Origin of the sequence: Flavobacterium sp., assembly GCF_043756175.1 — a bacterium.
Taxonomy (GTDB): domain Bacteria; phylum Bacteroidota; class Bacteroidia; order Flavobacteriales; family Flavobacteriaceae; genus Flavobacterium.
Genome location: NZ_JAYURN010000171.1, coordinates 1 through 22427, shown reverse-complemented (window position 1 = coordinate 22427; position 22427 = coordinate 1). Strand labels below are relative to the sequence as shown.

Here is a 22427-nt window from a genome sequence, read left to right as displayed (position 1 = left end):
AAAAGGACTTCCAGCTACTTCAGAAATATAATTTAACGGTGATGGATCGGTGTATAAAATATTGAATTTAAAATCTTTGGCATCTAATTGATAAGCACCTGGTATTTGATAAATGTTTTTCATCATCAAATTCCAAGCAGGCTTGGTCACACTAGCTAAATTTCCTTTTAGCATTTTAAGGATCAAACTTTGTGTTAGTGGCACACCAGCTGAATTTACATTTGTTGCATCTACACCATCAGTTCCAAACTCCCCTACTTGGTACACTTTGTCACCAATCGTATATTGATAAGCCACGGCAAGAACCTCATCATTGCTTAATCTTTGGTTTAGCGACACGTAACCCAATTGTGTATTGAAAGTGTACTCGTTTGATGTTAATTTTCTTGCATTTTCTAATTTAGCATAATCTGTCCCTTCAGATGGTGCTGGTGCAAAACCCGAAAAACCTTGTCCCGCAGTTGCAATTTCTCTAATTAATGAATTTAAATTACTGTTTCCAATACCTATTTTTGTAGGGTCGAAATTATTATTCGCATTGTTTGATGGTGTGTCTGGTGGTGCATTAAAAAATGTTGGCGGTGGTGTTATTCCAATAATTTCAGCATCTGTAAATCCTGTAAGCCTAGATTCTCCTAAATCTTGTAAGGCAACAATATTTCTTAAATTATTTCCTTCAGACGAAGTGTTTACTCGGTTTTGCCTATTAGTAATCCAGACTTCCATTCTCGTAATTTGTACTCTCGAATCGATAACTGGGTAATTTTTAAGTGCATCGTCATATTTATTTCTAAAATATTGTGATAAGAAAAAGTGTCTGTCAACATCGTAATCTAATCCAAAAAGATTAAATTCTGTAATTGCTCCGCCACCTTCAGAAACAACAGTTTTTGTTTGTGATTTTTGTTCAGAAAAAATTCCTGTTACAGTTGTTTTTCCGAATTGAAACTGTGCTTTTACTCCAAATAAACTTTGCGCACCACGAATTAAAGTACTGTTTAGTGGCATACTTACGTTACCAACCTCTATTTTTTGAAGAATATCATCTTCTGTCGGTGTGTATTCTAGTTTTATTAAATTTTGAAAGGCAAAAGTTGATTCGGTATCATAATTTGCATTTACTTTTAGCCTTGTTCCTACTTTTCCTAGTAAGCTCAAACTAATTCGTTGGTCGAAATCGAACGTGGTACTTTTTCTGTTTCTTGGCGAAAATGATGGATTATCTTGTTTGGAATAACGCATTCCTAAATCGATTTCGACGGTTCCTGTTGGCTTTACATCGATAGTATTACTTCCAAAAATAGATTCGAATAATCCTGATTTTATGTAATACCTTGGCAATAAATCTTTTTGAGCATCTTTACTTGATGCTTTTTTACCATCAATTGCATCAGATTTTTTCTGAAAATAATCTCGCATTGCTTCTCTCGAGATTAGTTCCTGATATTCTTTTGGTGTTAGAACAATTGGGTAATTTATATTAAATCCTTCAAATGTTTTGGTATAAATATATCTATCGGTAATTGGATCGTATGTATATGCCTCTAGAATACTATTCGGATTTGGGAGCTGTAAACTTCCTGTATTATAACCTTTTACAGTGTCTTGTGTTTCAGGAGTTATTTGTGCATTAACAGTAATTGAAACAAAAAAAAGCAGTAGAAAAAAACTGTTTTTAATAAATGAACTCGAATTATATAAACTGGATTCTCTCAACGATTATAAATTTTTTAATGCTTGTTTGATAATGGTTTCTACCGTTGCGTCTGGCATTGTTGCTACGATTTTTTCGACAACTTTTTCTGCAGATTTTCTGATAAATCCTAAAACTTCTAATGCAGATAACGCTTCATCTTTATTTGTATTGCTTTGCGAAATAGAAACTTGGTCTAAATCATAGAGTTTTAACACTTTTTCTTTCAAATCTATAATCGTTCGTTGAGCGGTTTTTACACCAATCCCTTTTATAGATTGAATTGTTCCTACATCACCAGAACCAATTGCATTAATGATTTGCTTGGGTTCGATTGATGATAACATTGTACGCGCAATATTGGCTCCTATTCCCGAAACTGAAATCAATAATTTGAAAATTTCTTTTTCAGATTTTTCGACAAAACCATATAACGAATGACCGTCTTCCTTTATTATTAGATGGGTAAAAAGTTTAATAAAATCTGTTGCGGGCAATAAACCATAAGTATGCAATGAAATATTTACATGATAACCAACACCATTACAGTCTATTACAACTTCCGTTGGTGATTTTTCGACTAATTTCCCTTGAATGTGTGCTATCATAAATGATTTCGTAAACTCCCAAATATACTAATTTTCTTTAAATCCGATTCTTTTTTCGGTCTAACTACTTGATTTATCGATTAAATAATACGGGTTGTTTGAACCGATTTCATTCTTCTTTCTTTTTCCTGAGCATCAACTACAGCAACTGCTGCCATGTTTACCATTTCTTCCACGCTGGCACCCAGTTGAAAAATATGAACCGGCTTATCCATTCCCAACATAATTGGCCCAATAGAATCTACTTTATACAATTCTTTTAGCATTTTATAAGTAATATTTGCTGATTCTAAATTTGGAAAAACAAGCGTATTTACTTTATACCCTACCAATTTTGAAAAAGGAAATTTACTCTTTAACATGTCTGAATTTAATGCAAAATCCGTTTGAATTTCACCATCTACAATCAATTCAGGATGTTCTTCATGCAAATACGCTACGGCTTCACGAACTTTAACAGCACTTTCAGTACTTGATGATCCAAAGTTTGAAAAAGAAACCATGGCAATAACCGGTTCCATACCAAACATTTTGACCACTTTGGCCGTCATTAAGGCAATTCGTGCCAAGTCTTGAGCACTTGGGTTAGGATTAATCGCCGTATCCGATAAAAACATTGGTCCACGAGGCGTCATCATCATATTGGCCGTTGCCATTCTGGTTACACCAGGTGCTTTTCCAACCAACTCCATCATGGGCTTCACTACTGATGGATAACTTCTGGAGTAACCGGTTACCAAAGCATCGGCTTCTCCTTCATTGACCATCATAGCGGCAAAATAATTGCGCTCACGCATCCATTTTTGAGCATCTAGTAATGTAATTCCTCTGCGACGGCGTGCTTTCCAGTATATTTCAGCATAACGAAGTCTGCGAGCATCTTCTTCTTTTGTTTTGGGATCAAAAATAGCAACTTCGGCATCAAAACCTAATTCTTCTTTAAGTTCCAGAATAATTTCCTTATTCCCTAATAAAATTGGAATTCCAATACCTTCTTCATGTACAATTTGCGCTGCTTTCAACACGTCTAAATGATCTGCTTCGGCAAAAACAATTCGTTTTGGGTCAGTTTTAGCTCTGTTGGCTAACAAGCGAACCATTTTATTATCAGAACCCAATCGTTCTAGTAAATCTTCTTTGTATTTTTCCCAATCAGTGATTTCTATTTGAGCCACACCGCTTTCCATTGCTGCTTTTGCGACAGCTGGCGCAACTTCAGTTATTAATCTAGGATCGAATGGTTTTGGAATAATATAATCTCTTCCGAAGTTTAGTTTGGTTTCTCCGTAAGCAATATTTACTTGTTCAGGAACTGATTGTTTTGCTAGATAGGCTAAAGCTTTTACCGCAGCCATTTTCATAGCTTCGTTAATTTTTGTAGCTCTCACATCGAGTGCGCCTCGAAAAATATAAGGAAATCCTAATACGTTATTGACCTGATTTGGATAGTCAGAACGACCGGTCGCCATAATAATATCTTTACGGGTAGAAACTGCTAAGCCGTAATCGATTTCCGGAATTGGATTGGCCATAGCAAAAACAATCGGATCGTTTGCCATTCCCATCAGCATTTCTGGAGTCAAAATATTTCCTGCAGAAAGTCCCAAGAAAACATCGGCACCAATTAATGCTTCATGCAAATTTATATTTGGTTTTGCTTTAGAATATCTTTTTTGTAAGTCGGACAAATCTGTTCTTTCCGAAGAAAGCACACCATCTTTGTCGAACATAATGATATTATCTGGATTTACACCCAAAAGCACGTATAAATTAGCACAAGCCAATGCTGCCGAGCCCGCTCCAGATACAACTAGCTTTACTGTTTCAATTTTTTTATCAGCTAACTCTAATGCGTTTAACAAAGCTGCTGAAGAGATAATAGCCGTTCCATGCTGATCATCATGCATGACTGGAATATTCAATTCTTCGACCAATCGTCTTTCAATTTCAAAAGATTCTGGCGCTTTGATATCTTCTAAATTAATTCCTCCAAAAGTTGGCGCAATAGCCTTTACTGTTTCTACAAATTTATCGATATCTGTAGCATCAACTTCAATATCAAAAACATCAATATCTGAGAAAATTTTAAACAACAATGCTTTTCCTTCCATAACTGGTTTCGAAGCTTCTGGACCAATGTCTCCTAAGCCTAAAACGGCAGTTCCATTAGTAATTACAGCAACCAAATTACCTTTGGCAGTATATTTATAAACGTTGTTTACGTCTTTTGCAATTTCAAGACATGGCTCAGCAACTCCTGGCGAATAAGCCAATGACAAATCACGTTGCGTTGCGTATTTTTTTGTAGGAACAACCTGTATTTTTCCTGGTGTAGGTTTAGCGTGATATAGTAATGCTTCTCTTCTTTTATTATCTTTTGACATGTTTTAAAATTACTATGAATTTACAAAGTTAAAATATGCAACCGAAGTAAGAAATTTTTAAGGACTAATCTTTTAGAAAGTTTGTATTTCTTTTTAAGCCTTCAAATTTTGTTCTTTTTACAGCTGAATTTTTAAATATTTTCTTAAAAACATCCTCAGTGATTTCCTCCCAATCTTTTTTAGAAAAAGAAAGCATCTCTGAATTTGGATTAAAAAGCGGTTCATTATGTGGTTTTGAGAATTTATTCCAAGGACAAATATCTTGACAGATATCACAACCGAAAGCCCAATCGTTAAATTTTCCTTTCATTTCTGTTGGAATATTCTCTTTTAATTCGATGGTAAAATAGGAAATACATTTACTTCCATCGACGACATATGGCGCAACAATCGCTTCGGTGGGACAAGCATCGATGCAAGCGGTGCAGCTTCCGCAATGATCAGTCGTAGCGTTATCATATTCTAAATCCAAATCGACAATAAGCTCTGCAATAAAATAGAAAGAACCAACTTGCTTTGTTATTAAATTGCTGTTTTTTCCAACCCAACCTAATCCTGATTTAGCAGCCCAAGCTTTGTCGAGAACGGGTGCTGAATCGACAAAAGCACGACCTGAAACTTCGCCAATATCAGTTTGAATAAAATGTAATAATTCTTTGAGTTTTTCTTTAATAACAAAATGATAATCTTGTCCGTAAGCGTATTTTGAGATTTTATAGGAATCATTATTTTGGGTTTCCGATGGAAAATAATTTAGTAATAATGAAATAACACTTTTGGCATCATCGACCAACAAAGTTGGATTCAATCTTTTATCGAAATTGTTTTCCATATAAGACATCTCGCCATGCATTTGCTTATTTAGCCAATTTTCTAATCGTGGCGCTTCTTCTTCAAGAAATCCTGCTTTCGAAATACCACAAGACAAAAAACCGAGGCGTTTGGCTTCGGATTTTATGAGTTGTGTATATTTTTCTTTATTATTTATCAATTAAAGTTATTTCACAAAGATTCACGAAGAAAACACAGAGATACACAAAGTTCTATTCTGAGAATAAAAATTCTTAAATTAAAAAAGACCTCCCTGAATATTAGCTTTTACTTTCCCTAAATGTTTGTAAGCTTTTTCGGTAACTTCTCTTCCACGTGGCGTTCGCATGATAAACCCCTCTTGGATTAAGAATGGTTCGTAAACTTCTTCAATAGTTTCGCTACTTTCGGATACGGCTGTCGCCAAAGTAGATAATCCTACTGGCCCACCTTTGAATTTATCTATTATTGTTGTTAGAATTTTATTATCCATTTCGTCTAATCCATGCACATCAACATTTAAAGCATTTAGAGCGAATTTTGCGATTTCGATATCGATGCTTCCGTTACCTTTTATTTGTGCAAAATCTCGAACACGGCGCAACATAGCATTTGCAATACGAGGTGTTCCTCGGCTACGACCAGCAATTTCGATAGCTGCTTCCATCGTAATTGGCATTTTTAAAATAGACGAACTTCGTTGTACAATCGTCGTCAAAAGTTCTGTTTTGTAATATTGCAATCTACTTTGAATACCAAAACGGGCTCGCATTGGTGCGGTTAATAATCCCGAACGCGTGGTTGCTCCTACTAATGTAAATGGAGATAAATTAATTTGAACTGAACGAGCGTTTGGTCCAGATTCAATCATAATATCAATCTTAAAATCTTCCATTGCAGAATACAAATATTCTTCGACAATTGGACTTAATCTGTGAATTTCATCAATAAATAAAACATCACGCTCGTCAAGATTCGTTAACAAACCTGCTAAATCTCCTGGTTTATCTAAAACTGGACCCGAAGTAATTTTGATACCTACTCCCAATTCGTTTGCCAAAATATTTGCCAAAGTTGTTTTTCCTAATCCTGGAGGACCATGAAAAAGAGTATGATCAAGTGCTTCACCACGAAGATTTGCTGCTTGTACAAATATTTTTAGGTTTTCTAAAACTTGTTCTTGCCCAGAAAAATCATCAAACGAGAGTGGTCTCAATTTTTTTTCTAAATCGAGTTCTTCCGGATTATAGTTTTGATTTGTAGGATCTAAATTCTCATTCATGTTACAAATATAAAAAGTTTATTCCTTAAAGTCGCAAGTTGAAATGTCATAATGTCGAATGTCCTTAATATTTAATAAGTTTTAGCCGTTTTTAAAATTTATTCTATTTGAAAAAAGTTTAAAACATAGAAAAAGAAACAAAAGACTTTATGACTTTAAACTTTATGACTTGGGACTTTAGGGAAAAATGTTATATTAGCCTTTAAAAAAAACTTTTATGCAAGAAGAAAAACAAACTTTTAAACGCGAATTGGGATTGCTTAATGCGACAAGCTTGGTTGCTGGCTCTATGATTGGTTCGGGAATCTTTATAGTTACCGCACAAATGGCTCGAGATGTAGGTTCTGCAGCTTGGCTTTTGGTTATTTGGCTGGTAACAGGATTATTAACGATGTCTGCAGCTTTGAGTTATGGCGAATTAGCAGGAATGATGCCTAATGCGGGCGGACAGTTTGTTTATATCCAAAGAGCTTACGGAAAATTGATGTCGTTTTTGTACGGCTGGACAGTTTTTACAGTTATACAAACAGGAGTTATTGCGGCTGTTGCGGTAGCTTTTGCTAATTATTCGGCAGTGTTTTTTCCTGTTTTAGAAAACAAACTATTTACCCTTGGCGAAAGTTATGCTTTCTCGAACAAGCAAATTCTAGCTATGGTTAGTATTGTTTTACTTACTTATATAAATACAAAAGGAGTTCAGAGCGGAAAAACCATTCAGTTGATATTTACATTAGCTAAAATGTTTGCTCTTTTTGCTTTGATTATTTTAGGATTATATGTTGGCTTACAAACCGATGTTTTATCTAATAATTTTGCTCATATGTGGGAAGCTTCCAAAACAGTTTTAAATACTGACGGAACGGTAACGGTAACAAAATTAGCAGGAGTTGCTTTACTTGGTGCTATGGGAGCCACCATTATTAACTCTTTATTTTCGAGTGATGCTTGGAACAATGTGACATTTATTGCTGGAGAAATAAAAGACCCTAAAAAAAATATTCCTAGAAGTTTATTTTTAGGCACACTGATTGTGACTATCATTTATATTTTGGCAAATATTGCTTATTTGGCATTATTGCCTATGCAAGGAACTCCTATTGGAGAATCGGTGATGAATAACGGAATTATGTTTGCAAGTCAAGACCGTGTTGGTGCGGCTGCGGCCAATATTATTATGGGGAATATTGGTGTTTTTGTAATGGCTGGATTAATTATGGTTTCAACTTTTGGTTGTAATTCAGGATTAATACTTTCTGGCGGAAGATTATTTTATGCCATGTCTAAAGACGGATTGTTCTTTAAAAAAGCTGGTGAATTAAACAAAAATAATGTTCCTGAAAAAGCGCTTTGGCTGCAATGTATTTGGGCTTGTGTACTTTGTGTTTCAGGGAAATATGGAGATTTATTAACCTATTCTACATTTGCTTCTTTGTTATTTTATATTCTAACAATTTATGGAATTTTTATTCTTAGAAAAAAAGAACCAAATGCTGAGCGTCCTTATAAAGCTTTTGGTTATCCTATAATTCCTGCAATTTATATAGTTATTACTTCTTTAATATGTATCACTTTATTAATTTATGATACTAAAAGTACAGGGTTGGGATTGTTGATAGTTGGTTTGGGAGTTCCTGTTTATTATTTGACTAAAAGGGAAGTGTAAACCATTTTAAATTTAATTTACTGAAAAATATTGATGATATTGTGATTCCGAGGAACGAGGAATCTTATCAATCATTAATTATGAGATTCCTCGTTCCTCGGAATGACAACATTATATAAAAAAAGAGAAGAAACATTACGGTTTCTTCTCTTTTTTCATGCTTAATTTGTTTAAAAAAATTAATCAAATTTAGATTTTTCTATAGCTTTTGGCCAAGTATTATTGCTTACATCAACATCGGCAGTTTCTAGTTTTGGATCTACTACAATTTTTGAAATTGCTTTTTGAGTAGCGAACGTCCTTACCACCTCAGCGTCATTCATTCTCCAAATTTGCGCCGGAAATGTTTGGTTTTCGGTGGTACCGTCTTCAAAAGTTAGTTCGACAATGATGGGCATTACTAATCCGCCAGGTTTATTAAACGTTACTTCATAAAAATATTTTGGCGAAGCTAATTTTGTAATTTCTTCAGGTTTGAAATTTGTTTGCACAAATTCGTCTAAAGTTTTAATATCTTTTGTATTTAATGCTTTTTTGTTATCTGCTAATAAATCTTGGCTTGTACTAGAAACCATATATACTAATGGTCCAGACATTTTTCGTCGGTTTCTTCTATTAACGTCTGGTGCTTTATAACCTTTTGGTGCTTCGTTACTCACATAATATTGAGTTACTTCTTTAATACCAATATCTGTATAATCAGTAGTGTAAAACCAACCACGAATAAACCAATCTAAATCGGTTGCCGATGCGTCTTCCATAGTTCTGAAGAAATCTTCTGGAGTTGGATGCTTAAATTTCCAACGGTTTGCATAGGTTTTGAAAGCATAATCGAACAATTCGTGTCCCATAATGGTTTCACGAAGAATATTTAAACCCGCTGCTGGTTTTCCGTAAGCGTTATTCCCAAATTGTTTTATGGCTTCAGAATTGGTCATAATTGGTTCAATATTACTTTGGTCTCCACTCATATAAGGAACAATTAAACTTGCTGGTCCACGATCTATTGGGAAATTTTTATCGAAAGTGATTTCGGCAAGATATTCCATAAACGTGTTCAATCCTTCGTCCATCCAAGTCCATTGACGCTCATCTGAATTAACAATCATTGGAAAAAAGTTGTGCCCAACTTCATGAATAACGACACCTAACATTCCGTATTTTACTCTATCAGAAAATGTTCCGTCGGCCTCAGGACGTCCGAAATTCCAACATATCATTGGGTATTCCATTCCTTGATCTTGCGCATTTACAGAAACTGCTTTTGGGTAAGGATAATCGAAAGTATAACTCGAATAACTTTTTAGGGTATGCGCAACAGCTTTAGTAGAATATTGTTCCCAAAGTGGATTTCCTTCTTTTGGATATAAAGAAACGGCCATCACAGTTTTTGTATCTAACTTTACAGCCATCATATCTAAGATAAATTTTCTTGACGTTGAAATTCCAAAATCACGAACATTTTCCGCTTTAAACTTCCAAGTTTTTTTCTTATCAGAAAAACCTTTTTCGCTTTCTATTGCTTCTGCTTGAGTAACAATTACAACTGGTTTGTCGAACGAATTTTGTGCCAATGCGTATCTTCTAACTTGCTCTGGTGTAAAAACTTCGGCTCTGTTTAAAAGATCCCCTGTTGCTTCCATAACGTGATCAGCTGGAACGGTAATATTAACTTCGAAATTTCCGAAAGGCAAAGCAAATTCTCCACTTCCCCAAAATTGCATATTTTGCCAACCTTCTACATCATTATAAACCGCCATTCTTGGATAAAATTGTGCTAAAACATATAGATTATTTCCATCTTTGAAATGCTCATAGCCAGAACGACCACCATCAATCATATAATTATTTATGTTATAATTCCATTTGATGTTCATAACAAATTTCTCGCCGTGCGCTAATGGCTTTGCCAAATTGATACGCATCATTGTTTCGTTGATGGTATAAGAAATTGGATTTCCTTTTATGTCTTTTACATAATCGATTTTGAAACCTCCGTCAAACTTTTCTTCGAGATATTTTCTAGAAAAACCAGCTGCACTAATCGCTGGATCTATTTTAGAATTTTCTACTAATGGTGTTTTTGATGTTCGTGCAGCAATATTCTGATCTAATTGAATCCATAAATAATCTAGAGATTCCTTAGCATTATTGGTATAAGTAATGGTTTCTGTACCAAATAATTTAGCGTTTTTATCATCAAGCTCAATATTCATTTTATAATCGGCTTGCTGCTGATAATATTCTGGACCTGGCGCTCCAGATGCTGTACGATACATGTTAGGAGTTGCAAATTCGCCATACATTTGACGAAATTTATTCTTGTCTTCGTGACCTTGTTCTTTAACTTTAGCGGTTTCTTGGGCCAATATAGCCGAAGAAAAAGTAATAAAAAACAGTAAAAAAGTAGTAGTTTTTTTCATAACCTGATTTAATTTTCAAGTCATAAAAGTAATTATTTTTATAACAGGAAAGAGAAATCTTAGGGTTTTAACAAACCTTTCACATTATCTGGAGTTAGTAACAAACTTTTTTTCTTGCCATATATTGTGGTTTGAATAATGTTTTGCTGGTCGGAATTTAGATCTAACAAAGTAGTGTTTTGAATTTCTAAAGTTTTTATTTTTGGAATTTCTTTCACATTATAATAACAAATCACCACATTTCCTTCAAGCTCTTTACTGAGATAATTGATTCTTTTTTGCTGGCCATTTATTTTTAGAGAAAAATTATTTAATATATATTTCTCCATCAAAACTATATCTTCTGGTGTTTCATTTGCTTCGCCAATATGTGTTTTTTGGTTGTATTTTGTTTTCAGAACATCATTTAAATCATCTATGAAAATACGTGAAGTTATTTCTAACATTTGCTTTTTCTGATTGAAGTTAACTTGATATATTGACACGTAAAACTTATGCATAGCAAAAGACGACAAACTTATTATCGATAAAAATAGGACTGTATTAATTATTGATTTTTTCATTTTACGAAAGTAATTATTCTTTCTTGGGAAAAGTGATTTGTTTATATTTTTGTGCCAATTCTCCTAACAAAAAAGTAGTCATGGTTTTGTTTTTAGATTTTATACTGGAGATTAATCGTTCGTCATCAATCACATAAATCTGAAAACCTTTTATATATTCGAAAGGGATTTTTAGTGTTTCTATAAAAAAAGCTTCATCATATAAATTGTCAACTTTCGCTTGTAATAGTTCTTTATTTTCCACTGCCAATTCTTTTTTTAACTTTGTAGTTCTTCCAGACATCCAATTTATTAATGGGTCTATACCTACTGATCCTCCTGCCATTCCTCCTGCATCTAAACTTACAAAAGGAGCTGCTGCAGTTCTTAATCGTCTTTGCGCTGGCGTATATGATTTTATTCCTTTGGAAATAATTCCTAGCGAAAAGGCATTTATTTCGGAGTAATCTTTTATGTATAACTCATCTAACATTATAATTTGTTGTTTTAGTCGCATAAAGAACAGGTTTTCAGAAAAATCAGATTGTTTTAATACGATTTGCATTCCTTTTATTTGCATTCCCGAAAACATTAAGGTATCGTTTACTTTGGCTAAAATAGAGAAAAAACCAGCTTTTTCGGTCATGGCACTTTTCTCATTGGTTAGATTAATCACGTGAATTCCGTCAAGATTTGAAGCATCGCAAATAACTTTACCGTTCAATAATGTTTGAGAAAAAACATTTTGAAAAATTAGAAATAAAATAAGTACAAGCAAACTATTTTTTATCATTTCGGAATAAATCATTATATGTTGAAGACAATTCTGTTAGTAAAAGCGGAATTAATTTTGACTCATTTTTATTTAAACTAGCTACTAATCTTTTATCATCAATGGCAAAAATCTGAAAGCCTTTTATGTATTTCGAGGGGATTTTTAGTGTTTTTGTATAAAATTCTTCTTCAAATAATGTCGAAAGTTTATCAAGTAATTTCTCTTTCTTCTCTACTTCTACATTTTTTTTCAGCTCCTTAGTCCTTCCATTTATAGCGTTTATGAGTTGCATAAAACCAATTCCAGAACTTTCCGCAATTAGTTTTCTTTCGGCTGGCGTATAGGTTTTTACGTTTTTTGAAACAATCCCCAAAGAAGCCGCAGTTATTTGCGGATAGTTTTTTATGACCACTTCTTCCAATTGAGTTACATTAGGATATACTTTTACAGATAACAAATCTATCGAGAAATCAATAGACTTCAAATTGAATACTTTTCGTTCTATTTTAAGACCTGAAAACACTAAAACTTGGCTTGGTTTAGCTTCAATTGAAAAAAGCCCACTACTATCTGTTATTGTTTTTACATTGGTAGTTAAATTAGTTACATAAATTTGACCCAAATTAGAAGCATCACAAATAACTTTTCCTTTCAATAGTGTTTGAGAAAAACTACTTTGAAAAAAAAGTAATACCGTAAATAATAAAAATAAAATTTGCTTCATCAATCTTTAATATTTTGTAAAAATAGAAGTCAAGCTTCACAATATATTATTAATGCCTTGGTAATTTTTTGTTAATAATAATTATTTACCTTTGAAAATCTTAATACCAAAACAATGAAAAAAGTTATTCTTGCCAGCACATCGACCTTATATAATGGTGATTATTTAGATTATTTAATACCTATATTGTCAAAACATTTTAGCGGATGCAAAACCCTCCTTTTCATACCATATGCAAGACCTAGTGGAATTTCGCATGATGATTACACAAAAAAAGTAAGTGAGGCTTTTGCCAAAATAAATATAACAGTAAACGGGATTCATGAATATCAAAATCCCATCGAAGCCATACTAAAAGCTGAAGCCATTTTTACTGGTGGCGGAAATACTTTTTTATTGGTTTCTCAACTATATAAAAACAAATTGATGACTGTTTTAAAAAGTACTATTGAAGATGGAATTCCATATTTAGGTACAAGCGCAGGAAGTAACATAGGCGGAATGACAATGAATACAACCAACGACATGCCTATTGTTTTGCCTGAAAGTTTCGAAACTTTAGGATTAATACCTTTTAATCTTAATCCACATTTTTTAGATGCAAATACGCAATCGACACATATGGGAGAAACTCGCGAAACGAGAATAAATGAATTTCATACCATAAGTAACATTCCAGTTTTGGGATTGCGAGAAGGAAGTTGGCTAGAAATATATGGAGAAAATATTACATTAAAAGGAGATTTATCCGCTCGATTGTTCAGACAAAATGAACCTGCTGTCGAGTTAGAAACGAATACAAATTTTAGTTTTTTGACATAAAAAAACCTCAAACTTACATTTGAGGTTTCTATGAAGAGCGAAAGACGAGGCTCGAACTCGCGACAACCAGCTTGGAAGGCTGGAGCTCTACCAACTGAGCTACTTTCGCATTACAACGGTGCAAATATACATAACATTTCCTTTTAATTGCAAATTTTTTTTCAAAAAAAATAACACTTTATTTTTATTAAAAAAATTAATCTTCCTAATCCATTTATTATTAAAGTTTTAACCATTATATAAAAAATTAATATGATTAAAGAAATTGCTACTCAAGATACTTTTTTGGTACGGAATTTGGTATTAAGACCCGGAAAACCAGTTGAAACTTGTTTTTTTGATGGTGATAACTTGGAACAAACAAAACACTTTGGCTATTTTGATAATGGAAAAATTATGGGAGTTGTATCGATTTATAAAAATAAAAATGTTATTTTTAAGTTCCCAAATCAATATCAAATTCGTGGAATGGCAATCTTGGAAGAATTTCAAGGCGAAGGTTGCGGAAAACTGTTGGTTAAACATTGTGAAGATTATTTAACAAATAATGGCGCAAATTTAATCTGGTTTAACGCCCGAGAAACAGCTGTAACGTTTTACGAAAAATTAGGTTACACCAAGAATGGATTTCCTTTTGTGATTACCGATGTGGGAATTCATTTTTTAATGTTTAAAAATTTATAACAATACTAAATGAAGCCAATTTACTTACTTATTCCGATTATAATTTTTATTTGTTGCAAAAAGAATACTTTAGAAAAAACTTCCAATAGTACTTCTTTTATAGATTTTCCTTTTTTAAATTTTTCTGTAAAAATAGATTCTACATTAATAAGTAGCTTTAATAACCCGGACTTAACTGCTTTTTATAAAAATTACAGCAACGAAACCGTTTGGAATTCACAAGATAATAGAAATGTTGTTTTAAATGAATTCGGGAATTCAACTAATGAAGGTTTACTTGCAAACGATTATAATTTTGACAAATTGACCGCCTTAAACAATAATTATGATCATTTAGACGACACAAAACTGATTGAATTTGATTTATTATTTACACAAAGTATTCAAAAATATCTTTCACATATACATAAAGGAAAAGTAAACCCCCGAGTTATATACGACGATTGGGATTTGAAAGAAAAAAACATCGATATAAATGCTGTGCTTTTTGAAACTATTGAAAACAAATCCTTTGTATCAAAATTTGAAGATCTGAAACCCAAACACACTATTTACAAAGACTTAAAAGAAGCCTTAAGGTTACTTAATTCTTTTCCCAAAGATTCCGTTCCGTTTATCATATTAAAGCCAAAAGATAAAATTGTTTTTAACAAATCTCATAAAACCTTAAAAACCATAAAAAGACGATTAATGTATTGGCATGATCTGAAACAAATTGATACGCTGACAAATATTTATGATAAAGAAACGCAAGATGCTGTAAAATCATTTCAATCACGACACGGTTTAAATCCAGATGGTGTTATAGGAAAAGGGACTGTTTTAGCTTTAAACTTTACTAAAGACCAACGAATGGAACAAGTTATTGCAAACCTAGAGCGTTGGCGGTGGTTTGCGAGCGATTTTGGCAAAAATTATCTTTTAATAAACATACCAGATTATACATTACTCGCTATTAAGGATAATGATACGATGCAAAAACAAAGGGTGGTGGTAGGAAAAGAAACAAGACAAACCCCTATAATAGAATCGAAAGTTTCTAACATTAATTTAAACCCAAACTGGACCGTTCCTCCAACTATTCTTAAAGAAGATGTTTATCCTGACGCTATAAAAGACAGAAGTGTTTTTAAGAAAAAAGGATTAATAATTTTAGATAATAAAAACAAGAAAGTTAACCCGTGGGACTGGAAAATAGAAGATGCCAAGAAATACAAATACGTTCAAAATCCCGGAAGGAATAGTGCTTTAGGACTTATGAAAATAAATTTCCCTAACAAATATTCTGTTTATCTTCACGATACTAACCATCGTGATTATTTTAGCCTCACTTACAGGTCTTTAAGTTCTGGTTGTGTGAGATTAGAAAAACCTTTAGAAATGGCTGCTTACTTGATAAACAAACCTGAAAAATGGGATTTGAAAACTATACAAGACACGACAGATATTAATTATTACAACAAACTTCAGAAGCAAAAACAAAAGAAAATTGAGGCAAAAAACGCTAAACTATTGGCAAAAAATCCGCTGTTAGTAATTCCCAAAAGAATATATCCAAAACCAGAACTAAAAACAATCGTTGTAAATATTTCAGATGATATTTATATTCATCAATTGTACTGGACCTCTTGGTTAGAAAAGGAAACATTACAATTTAGAGAAGATATTTATTGCCTAGATTCTGATTTGTATCATAAATTAAGAAACTAATCTAGACGCAACTTCGTAACTTCTACTTGGATGGTAAATAAAAATACAAGATTTATCTTTTATAGTTTTAATAATTTGATTTTTTAGAGCCTCAGGAATTGCAGGACAACCTTGGCTTCTACCTAAATATCCTTGAGCTTTTATAATAGAAGGATTCGCATAACTTGCACCATGCATAACAACTGCTCTTGAACGTGCATTACTATTTATTCCTTTTTCTTGACCATCAAGTTTTAGAGACAATCCGTGTTTTCCGTTATAAGTTTCTCCTGTTGTATAAAAACCCAAACTGCTTTTGTTGGAACTTGGAGAATTTGAAAAATTATTAGCATACTCCCCACCCGATTTCATTCCGTGAGAAACCACTGTATTATATAGTATCGTATTTGTAGATAAATCGATAACCCAAAGACGTTTTTTAGCAGATGACATACTAAAGTCGATTACCGTCAAAATATCTTTTTGAATAAGTCCTTTTCCTTTCAGGGCATAAAATCCTTCCATTGCTTTTTTGAAACAAGTAATTTGTGGTAAAGCAAAATGATTTGTGTTTAACGAGGAATAAACCATTTCTATTTTTGCAACAAGATTATTTGCTGTTGTACTAGCAACTAATTTGGGATCTGTGTTTGTAGTAGTACTTTTAGGGGCAAAAGACATGAAAAATACTAAAAGAAGAGGTAGGATTCTATAAGTCATTGATAATGTATTAATTGTGTTGTTGTATGTACAAGGCAAATATGTAATAAAAAACAACACCAACCAAATTTTTTTGCACTTAATCGGTAAAATTTAACATTTAGTCGATTATTTGTATTTCCTATTTTAGTTAATTTAATCATAAATAACGAGTGTTCACAGGGAATATTTCTAAATTTGTTATCATCATCAAAAATCAATTTTATGACTTTACGTTCAGCTATTTTATTTATCTTGTTATCCAACAACATCCTCTTTGGGCAAGATAATACATCGCTTAAAGAAAAAAAGAAACTCAACACAATCCTTTCCAACGAAAACATATCGATAGATGGCGAGCTAAACGAAGCAATTTGGCAAAAAACGGAAGCCGCTACAAGCTTTATCATGTTTGAACCAGACAATGGAAAACCTATTGCTGAAAACAAAAAAAGTGATGTTAAAATAATTTATGATAATGAGGCCATATATATAGGTGCAATGCTATATGATGATGAACCAAATAAAATCATGAAAGAAATCACGCAACGTGATGATGATGGTTCTTCGGACTTCTTTGGGGTAAGCTTAAATGGCTACAATGACGGACAACAAGAATTTCGATTTTACGTAACAGCTGCAGGAGTACAATTAGATTGTAATTCTAATTCGCAAACTGGCGAAGATTTTTCCTGGGATGCCATTTGGGAAAGTAAAACTAAAATCACGGACAAAGGTTGGATTGTCGAAATGAAAATCCCTTATTCGGCGCTTCGATTTTCGAAAGAAAATATCCAAATTTGGGGAATAAATTTTTTAAGACAAATTCGTCGTGACCGACAATTATATACTTGGACACATATAGATAATAAAAAAGGAACTTTCGAACAACAAGCCGGAGAATTATATGGCATTGAAAACATAAAAACACCTACTCGATTATTCTTCTTCCCTTATGCTTCGGTTTATGTTAGTAACGACAAAAAAAATGGAACTAAAACAGAACTAAAAGGTGGCTTGGATATAAAGTATGGTATAAACGATGCGTTTACGCTCGATGCAATTCTAGTTCCAGACTTTGGACAAACAGCTTTAGACAATCAAATCCTAAATCTTGGTCCGTTCGAACAACAATTTAACGAAAACAGACCTTTTTTTACCGAGGGAACAGACTTGTTTAACAAAGGAGATTTATTTTATTCCAGAAGAATTGGCGGAAAACCATCATTAAGACGTGGTCGATTAAATCAAGAAAAAGAAACCAATGAAACTATATATGAATATCCAACAAAAGTAAACTTACTAAATGCACTAAAAATATCTGGTCGTACAAAAGGAGGACTAGGCATTGGTTTTCTAAATGCAATTACCGAAAAAACCGAAGCAACACTTTTAGATACACTCTCTCAAACCAAACGGAAGGTCATAATCGAACCTATAGCTAATTTTAGCATTCTTACATTAGACCAACGCTTCAACAAAAACTCATCAGTATCCTTAGTAAATACAAATGTAACTAGAAATGGGCATTTCAAAGACGCAAATGTTACCGCTTTGGTTTGGGATTTGAATACTACAAAGAATACATTCAATCTTTCGGGCGATTTCAAATACAGTAATGTAAACGAATACAAAAAATTAGAGGACAGAAAAGGATACAACACCTCGTTAAATTTTGCAGAAACCAGCGGGAAAATACGTTTTAATGTTGGCGCAAAATATGTTTCTAAAAAATACGATAATAACGATTTAGGGATAAATTTTCAGACAAATTACAGCAGCATATTCGGAAATATTAATTATCGAATGCTAAAACCATCAGAAAATCTAAATGCTTTTAGACTAAATGGAAATGTATATACCGAGTACGAAAATATAACAGGCAAACTACAATCATTTAACCTAAATACAAACTACCATTTTACAACAAAAAAGAACAACGGGTTTGGGGTTGGCTTTAATTCAAAACCTGTAAACACTTATGATTTCTATTCCCCAGGAAGAGAAGAACGATATGTAACAATTCCTAAAAACTATGGCATATGGGCTTATTATTCTTCTAATTACAACAAAAAATTAGCCATAGACATTAACCCTTATTATACAGAATATTTTGAAGGAAATCGCATGGAATACGGAATAAGTTTTGGCCCCAGATACCGCTTAAACAATAAAATTTCTTTCAGGTTAAATTATGATTTCAACAAACAAAACAGCGACCGAGGTCAAGTTGACTACCAAGGAGATGATATTATATATGCCCAAAGAGATGTAAACTCTTCTACATTGGGATTATCTACAAAGTATGCTTTAAACAACAAAATGACTATCAATGTAAATGCACGATATTATTGGTCCTACGTTCAAAACGACAAATTCTTTTCCTTACAACCAAACGGAGAATTATCAGACACTAATTATACCAATTCGCTAAACCAAGATTTTAATACTTGGAATATAGACTGTGCTTATTCTTGGTGGATTGCGCCAGGAAGCCAACTTAATATGTTGTATCGTAATACCTCCGCAAATGGATTGTCAGAAATTCAGTATATAAACAAAAATGTATCTCACAATTTCAATTCCCTATTTGGAGACAAATTACAACATACATTTTCAATAAGTTTACGCTACTTTTTAGATTACAATAGAGTCAAAAACTGGATATAAATTCTTATTTTTGAAGCTAATCCTGCTGTACGTTGCAATCTTTTCTTTTTTAAAGAAAAAAAGAAAAGGATTTTCACTTCCATCAGGGCTAAAAATCGACATCAATATCAAAAATCGTAGTTAAACTTCATCACGATATGAACAAAAAAGTAATCCTAATGATACTAGACGGTTGGGGGAAATCGCCAGACCCAAAAGTATCGGCTATAGACAATGCAAACATTCCGTTTATAAATTCACTTTATAAAAACTATCCCAGTGCACAACTTCGAACTGATGGTTTAAACGTAGGACTTCCCGAAGGACAAATGGGAAACTCAGAAGTTGGACACATGAATCTTGGAGCTGGACGAATAGTCTATCAGGATTTAGCCAAAATAAATTTGGCAGTTGAAAATAAAACGTTCAACAAAGAGAAAGCAATCTCTGATGCATTTCATTACGCAAAGGAATATGACAAACCAGTACATTTCCTCGGTCTTGTTTCAGATGGTGGCGTACATTCACACATTAATCACCTAAAAGGACTTGTCGATGCGGCATATGACATTGGACTTGAAAAAGTTTTTATCCATGCGTTTACTGATGGTCGTGATGTTGACCAAAAATCAGGAGCTGCCTTTATTAGCGATATTGTAGACCATATAAAAGGAACATCGGTTAAACTCGCTACGGTAATTGGACGCTACTATGCTATGGATCGAGACAAAAGATGGGAACGCGTTAAACAGGCTTATGATTTATTGGTTCACGGAATCGGAACACATTCGACAGATGCTATAAAGAGCATTCAAGGAAATTACAGCAAAGATATTACAGATGAATTCCTTCCGCCAATTGTGATGACCGAAAATGATGAACCAATTACAACCATCAAAGTTGGAGATGTCGTTATTTTCTTCAACTTCCGTACAGATCGTGGACGTCAGCTAACCGAAGTGCTTTCGCAGAAAAATCATCTCGATTATAATATGCACAAAATGAACCTTTATTATGTCACGATGACTAATTATGACGATACGTTCAACAACATTTATAGAGTTTTTGACAAGGACAACCTTAACGAAACCTTGGGTGAAGTTTTAGAAAAACACGGTAAAAAACAAATCCGAATTGCTGAAACTGAAAAATATCCGCACGTCACATTTTTCTTTTCTGGCGGACGAGAAAAACCATTTATCGGAGAAAGTCGCATCTTAAAAAACTCTCCAAAAGTAGCCACTTACGATTTACAACCCGAAATGAGCGCTTACGAACTCACCAGCGCCTTAATCCCAGAACTCGAAAAAGGCGAAGTCGATTTTGTGTGTCTTAATTTCGCAAACGGTGATATGGTGGGACATACAGGTATCATGAGCGCAGCAATAAAAGCTTGCGAAGCCGTTGATAAATGTGTTGAAAAAGTAATTACATCGGCTCTAGCCAACAATTATACGACTATAGTCATTGCCGATCATGGTAATTGCGAAACGATGATAAATCCTGACGGCACACCAAACACAGCACACACGACAAATCCAGTTCCTATTATTTTAGTCGATAAAGAGCTGAAAACAATTCACGACGGTGTTTTGGGCGACATTGCTCCTACTATTTTAGACTTAATGGGAATTGAAAAACCAGAAGTTATGACGAGAAAATCATTGTTGTAGTTTTAATTTTTCCACCACAAAAGTTACAAAAAAAATAAGTTTAGAAAAACTTTTGTAACTTTTGTGTTTAAAATTCTGCCTTTTTATAAATGAACTTTTATCTCTGGTTAAAAAAAATAGCTAGTATTTAGAATGATTGTTTTAACAATTGTTGCTACCTTTTTCATATCTTTAACTTTATGAAATGGGAGTCAAAAATCATCAAACACAGAGGAGATAGTCGAATTGCAGTTTCTTTCGAAAAAAACACAGCTTTAATAGAACGAATAAAACAAGTAGAAGGCAGCAGATGGAGTCAAACCATGCGTTTTTGGCATGTCCCAAACACATTAGAAAATAGAATTAGGTTTAACGTTCAAGAAATAATAACCAACAAACCCTCAGATGAAGGAATAGAGCAGATTACAAAATTTAAGCAATGGCTTCAATCCAAGCGTTACAGTCCGAGTACTACAATTACTTATTGTGATGCTTTGAAATCATTTTTGACTTATTTTAAAGATAAAACAGTATCGGAGATTTCGAACGAAGATGTTGTTTTGTATAATAATGAATATATTCTAAAAAATAATCTTTCCTCTTCTTATCAAAATCAAATTGTAAATGCAATTAAACTTTATTTTAAAACAATTCGAGATACGAAAATAGAGGTTGACAAAATTCATAGACCCAAGCGCGCCAAAATTTTACCCAATGTATTGAGTAAGGAAGAGGTAAAAGCCGTATTGGACGCTCCTAGTAACTTGAAACATAAAACGATGTTAAGTTTAGTTTATTCCTGTGGGTTGCGATGTGGCGAATTATTGGCTCTGGAACCAAAACATATTGATTCCAAACGAAACATTGTATTGTTAAAAAATGCGAAAGGAAAAAAAGACAGAATTGTTCCCTTGAGTCCAAAAATTTTAGCAATGCTTCGAGAATATTTTAAAGTTTACAAGCCCACAACCTATTTATTTGAAGGGCAAAAAATTGGCAACCGATATGATGACAGAAGCTTGCAACAAGTCTTGAAGCAATCGATAAAAAAAGCAGGAATTACCAAACCAGTTACGCTACATTGGTTACGCCATAGTTATGCCACACATTTACTGGAAAGCGGCACAGATTTGAGGTATATTCAAGAATTATTAGGACATAGTAGTAGCAAAACGACGGAGATTTACACACATGTAAGCACAAAAAGTATTCAGCAAATAAAAAGCCCTTTTGATGATTTATAATTTTTAAGTATATTTGGAGAGGAAATCGCTAAAGAGTAGCGACAATCTACCCAAATATGGGTGTATATGCGCTACTTTGTAGCG

Annotated in this window: 17 protein-coding genes and 1 tRNA gene; 7 read left to right on the top strand and 11 right to left on the bottom strand. The window is 33.3% G+C overall.

Annotated features, from left to right (window positions below; genetic code table 11):
* The 5 genes from sprA to ruvB all read right to left on the bottom strand — a co-directional run.
* Window positions 1–1716 (bottom strand): cell surface protein SprA (gene sprA / locus ACH2BP_RS13445; RefSeq protein ID WP_395060728.1); only part of this gene is annotated, 1716 nt, incomplete at its 3' end.
* Between the two features lie 3 nt (window positions 1717–1719).
* Window positions 1720–2301 carry a Holliday junction branch migration protein RuvA gene (ruvA, locus tag ACH2BP_RS13440; RefSeq protein WP_395060726.1) on the bottom strand — a complete coding sequence of 194 codons (582 nt, stop codon included), beginning with the start codon at window positions 2299–2301 and terminating at the stop codon, window positions 1720–1722.
* A gap of 80 nt (window positions 2302–2381) precedes the next feature.
* Window positions 2382–4685, bottom strand: a complete 2304-nt coding sequence (locus tag ACH2BP_RS13435; RefSeq protein WP_395060724.1) for an NADP-dependent malic enzyme — start codon at window positions 4683–4685, stop codon at window positions 2382–2384.
* A 64-nt stretch (window positions 4686–4749) separates the two neighbouring features.
* Window positions 4750–5676, bottom strand: coding sequence for a tRNA epoxyqueuosine(34) reductase QueG (gene queG / locus ACH2BP_RS13430; protein WP_395060722.1), 927 nt, complete (start codon window positions 5674–5676; stop codon window positions 4750–4752).
* 78 nt (window positions 5677–5754) lie between these two features.
* Window positions 5755–6777, bottom strand: coding sequence for a Holliday junction branch migration DNA helicase RuvB (gene ruvB / locus ACH2BP_RS13425; RefSeq protein ID WP_395060720.1), 1023 nt, complete (start codon window positions 6775–6777; stop codon window positions 5755–5757).
* 217 nt (window positions 6778–6994) lie between these two features.
* On the opposite strand from ruvB, the gene ACH2BP_RS13420 reads away from it, so the two are divergent.
* Window positions 6995–8440 carry an APC family permease gene (locus tag ACH2BP_RS13420; protein ID WP_395060718.1) on the top strand — a complete coding sequence of 482 codons (1446 nt, stop codon included), beginning with the start codon at window positions 6995–6997 and terminating at the stop codon, window positions 8438–8440.
* A gap of 179 nt (window positions 8441–8619) precedes the next feature.
* Here ACH2BP_RS13420 and ACH2BP_RS13415 read toward each other — a convergent pair whose 3' ends face one another.
* The 4 genes from ACH2BP_RS13415 to ACH2BP_RS13400 are packed head-to-tail and all read right to left on the bottom strand — an operon-like array spanning window position 8620 to window position 12904.
* The gene (locus ACH2BP_RS13415) at window positions 8620–10863 is read right to left on the bottom strand and encodes a M1 family metallopeptidase (protein WP_395060716.1); all 2244 of its coding nucleotides are present in this window, start codon (window positions 10861–10863) and stop codon (window positions 8620–8622) included.
* Between the two features lie 59 nt (window positions 10864–10922).
* Window positions 10923–11426: a DUF6702 family protein gene (locus ACH2BP_RS13410; RefSeq protein ID WP_395060714.1), complete on the bottom strand. Its 504-nt coding sequence runs from the start codon at window positions 11424–11426 to the stop codon at window positions 10923–10925.
* A 13-nt stretch (window positions 11427–11439) separates the two neighbouring features.
* Window positions 11440–12198 (bottom strand): hypothetical protein, encoded by a 759-nt coding sequence (locus tag ACH2BP_RS13405; RefSeq protein ID WP_395060712.1) that lies wholly within the window; start codon window positions 12196–12198, stop codon window positions 11440–11442.
* A complete protein-coding gene (locus ACH2BP_RS13400) occupies window positions 12185–12904 on the bottom strand; it encodes a hypothetical protein (RefSeq protein WP_395060710.1) in 720 nt (239 codons plus the stop codon). Before ACH2BP_RS13400 ends, ACH2BP_RS13405 begins: the two co-directional genes overlap by 14 nt.
* Before the next feature lie 114 nt (window positions 12905–13018).
* Here ACH2BP_RS13400 and pepE point away from each other — a divergent pair, with 114 nt between their 5' ends.
* Entirely contained in the window at window positions 13019–13726 is a 708-nt protein-coding gene (gene pepE, locus ACH2BP_RS13395; protein WP_395060708.1) for a dipeptidase PepE, read from the top strand.
* A gap of 36 nt (window positions 13727–13762) precedes the next feature.
* Here pepE and ACH2BP_RS13390 read toward each other — a convergent pair.
* Window positions 13763–13835 (bottom strand) — tRNA-Gly (locus ACH2BP_RS13390).
* A 143-nt stretch (window positions 13836–13978) separates the two neighbouring features.
* Between ACH2BP_RS13390 and ACH2BP_RS13385 the strand changes: the two genes are divergently transcribed.
* Both ACH2BP_RS13385 and ACH2BP_RS13380 read left to right on the top strand, forming a co-directional pair.
* Window positions 13979–14410, top strand: a complete 432-nt coding sequence (locus ACH2BP_RS13385; protein WP_395060706.1) for a GNAT family N-acetyltransferase — start codon at window positions 13979–13981, stop codon at window positions 14408–14410.
* A gap of 9 nt (window positions 14411–14419) precedes the next feature.
* Window positions 14420–16120: a murein L,D-transpeptidase gene (locus ACH2BP_RS13380; protein WP_395060704.1), complete on the top strand. Its 1701-nt coding sequence runs from the start codon at window positions 14420–14422 to the stop codon at window positions 16118–16120.
* Here ACH2BP_RS13380 and ACH2BP_RS13375 read toward each other — a convergent pair.
* Window positions 16109–16819: a murein L,D-transpeptidase catalytic domain family protein gene (locus ACH2BP_RS13375; protein ID WP_395060702.1), complete on the bottom strand. Its 711-nt coding sequence runs from the start codon at window positions 16817–16819 to the stop codon at window positions 16109–16111. The genes ACH2BP_RS13380 and ACH2BP_RS13375 overlap by 12 nt on opposite strands.
* A gap of 204 nt (window positions 16820–17023) precedes the next feature.
* On the opposite strand from ACH2BP_RS13375, the gene ACH2BP_RS13370 reads away from it, so the two are divergent.
* The 3 genes from ACH2BP_RS13370 to ACH2BP_RS13360 all read left to right on the top strand — a co-directional run bounded on the left by ACH2BP_RS13370 (window position 17024) and on the right by ACH2BP_RS13360 (window position 22343).
* Window positions 17024–19468, top strand: coding sequence for a DUF5916 domain-containing protein (locus ACH2BP_RS13370; RefSeq protein WP_395060700.1), 2445 nt, complete (start codon window positions 17024–17026; stop codon window positions 19466–19468).
* Window positions 19469–19605: 137 nt separating this feature from the next.
* Window positions 19606–21120: a 2,3-bisphosphoglycerate-independent phosphoglycerate mutase gene (gpmI, locus tag ACH2BP_RS13365; protein ID WP_395060698.1), complete on the top strand. Its 1515-nt coding sequence runs from the start codon at window positions 19606–19608 to the stop codon at window positions 21118–21120.
* Window positions 21121–21299: 179 nt separating this feature from the next.
* Window positions 21300–22343 (top strand): tyrosine-type recombinase/integrase, encoded by a 1044-nt coding sequence (locus tag ACH2BP_RS13360; protein WP_395060696.1) that lies wholly within the window; start codon window positions 21300–21302, stop codon window positions 22341–22343.
* The last annotated feature ends 84 nt before the right edge of the window (window positions 22344–22427 follow it).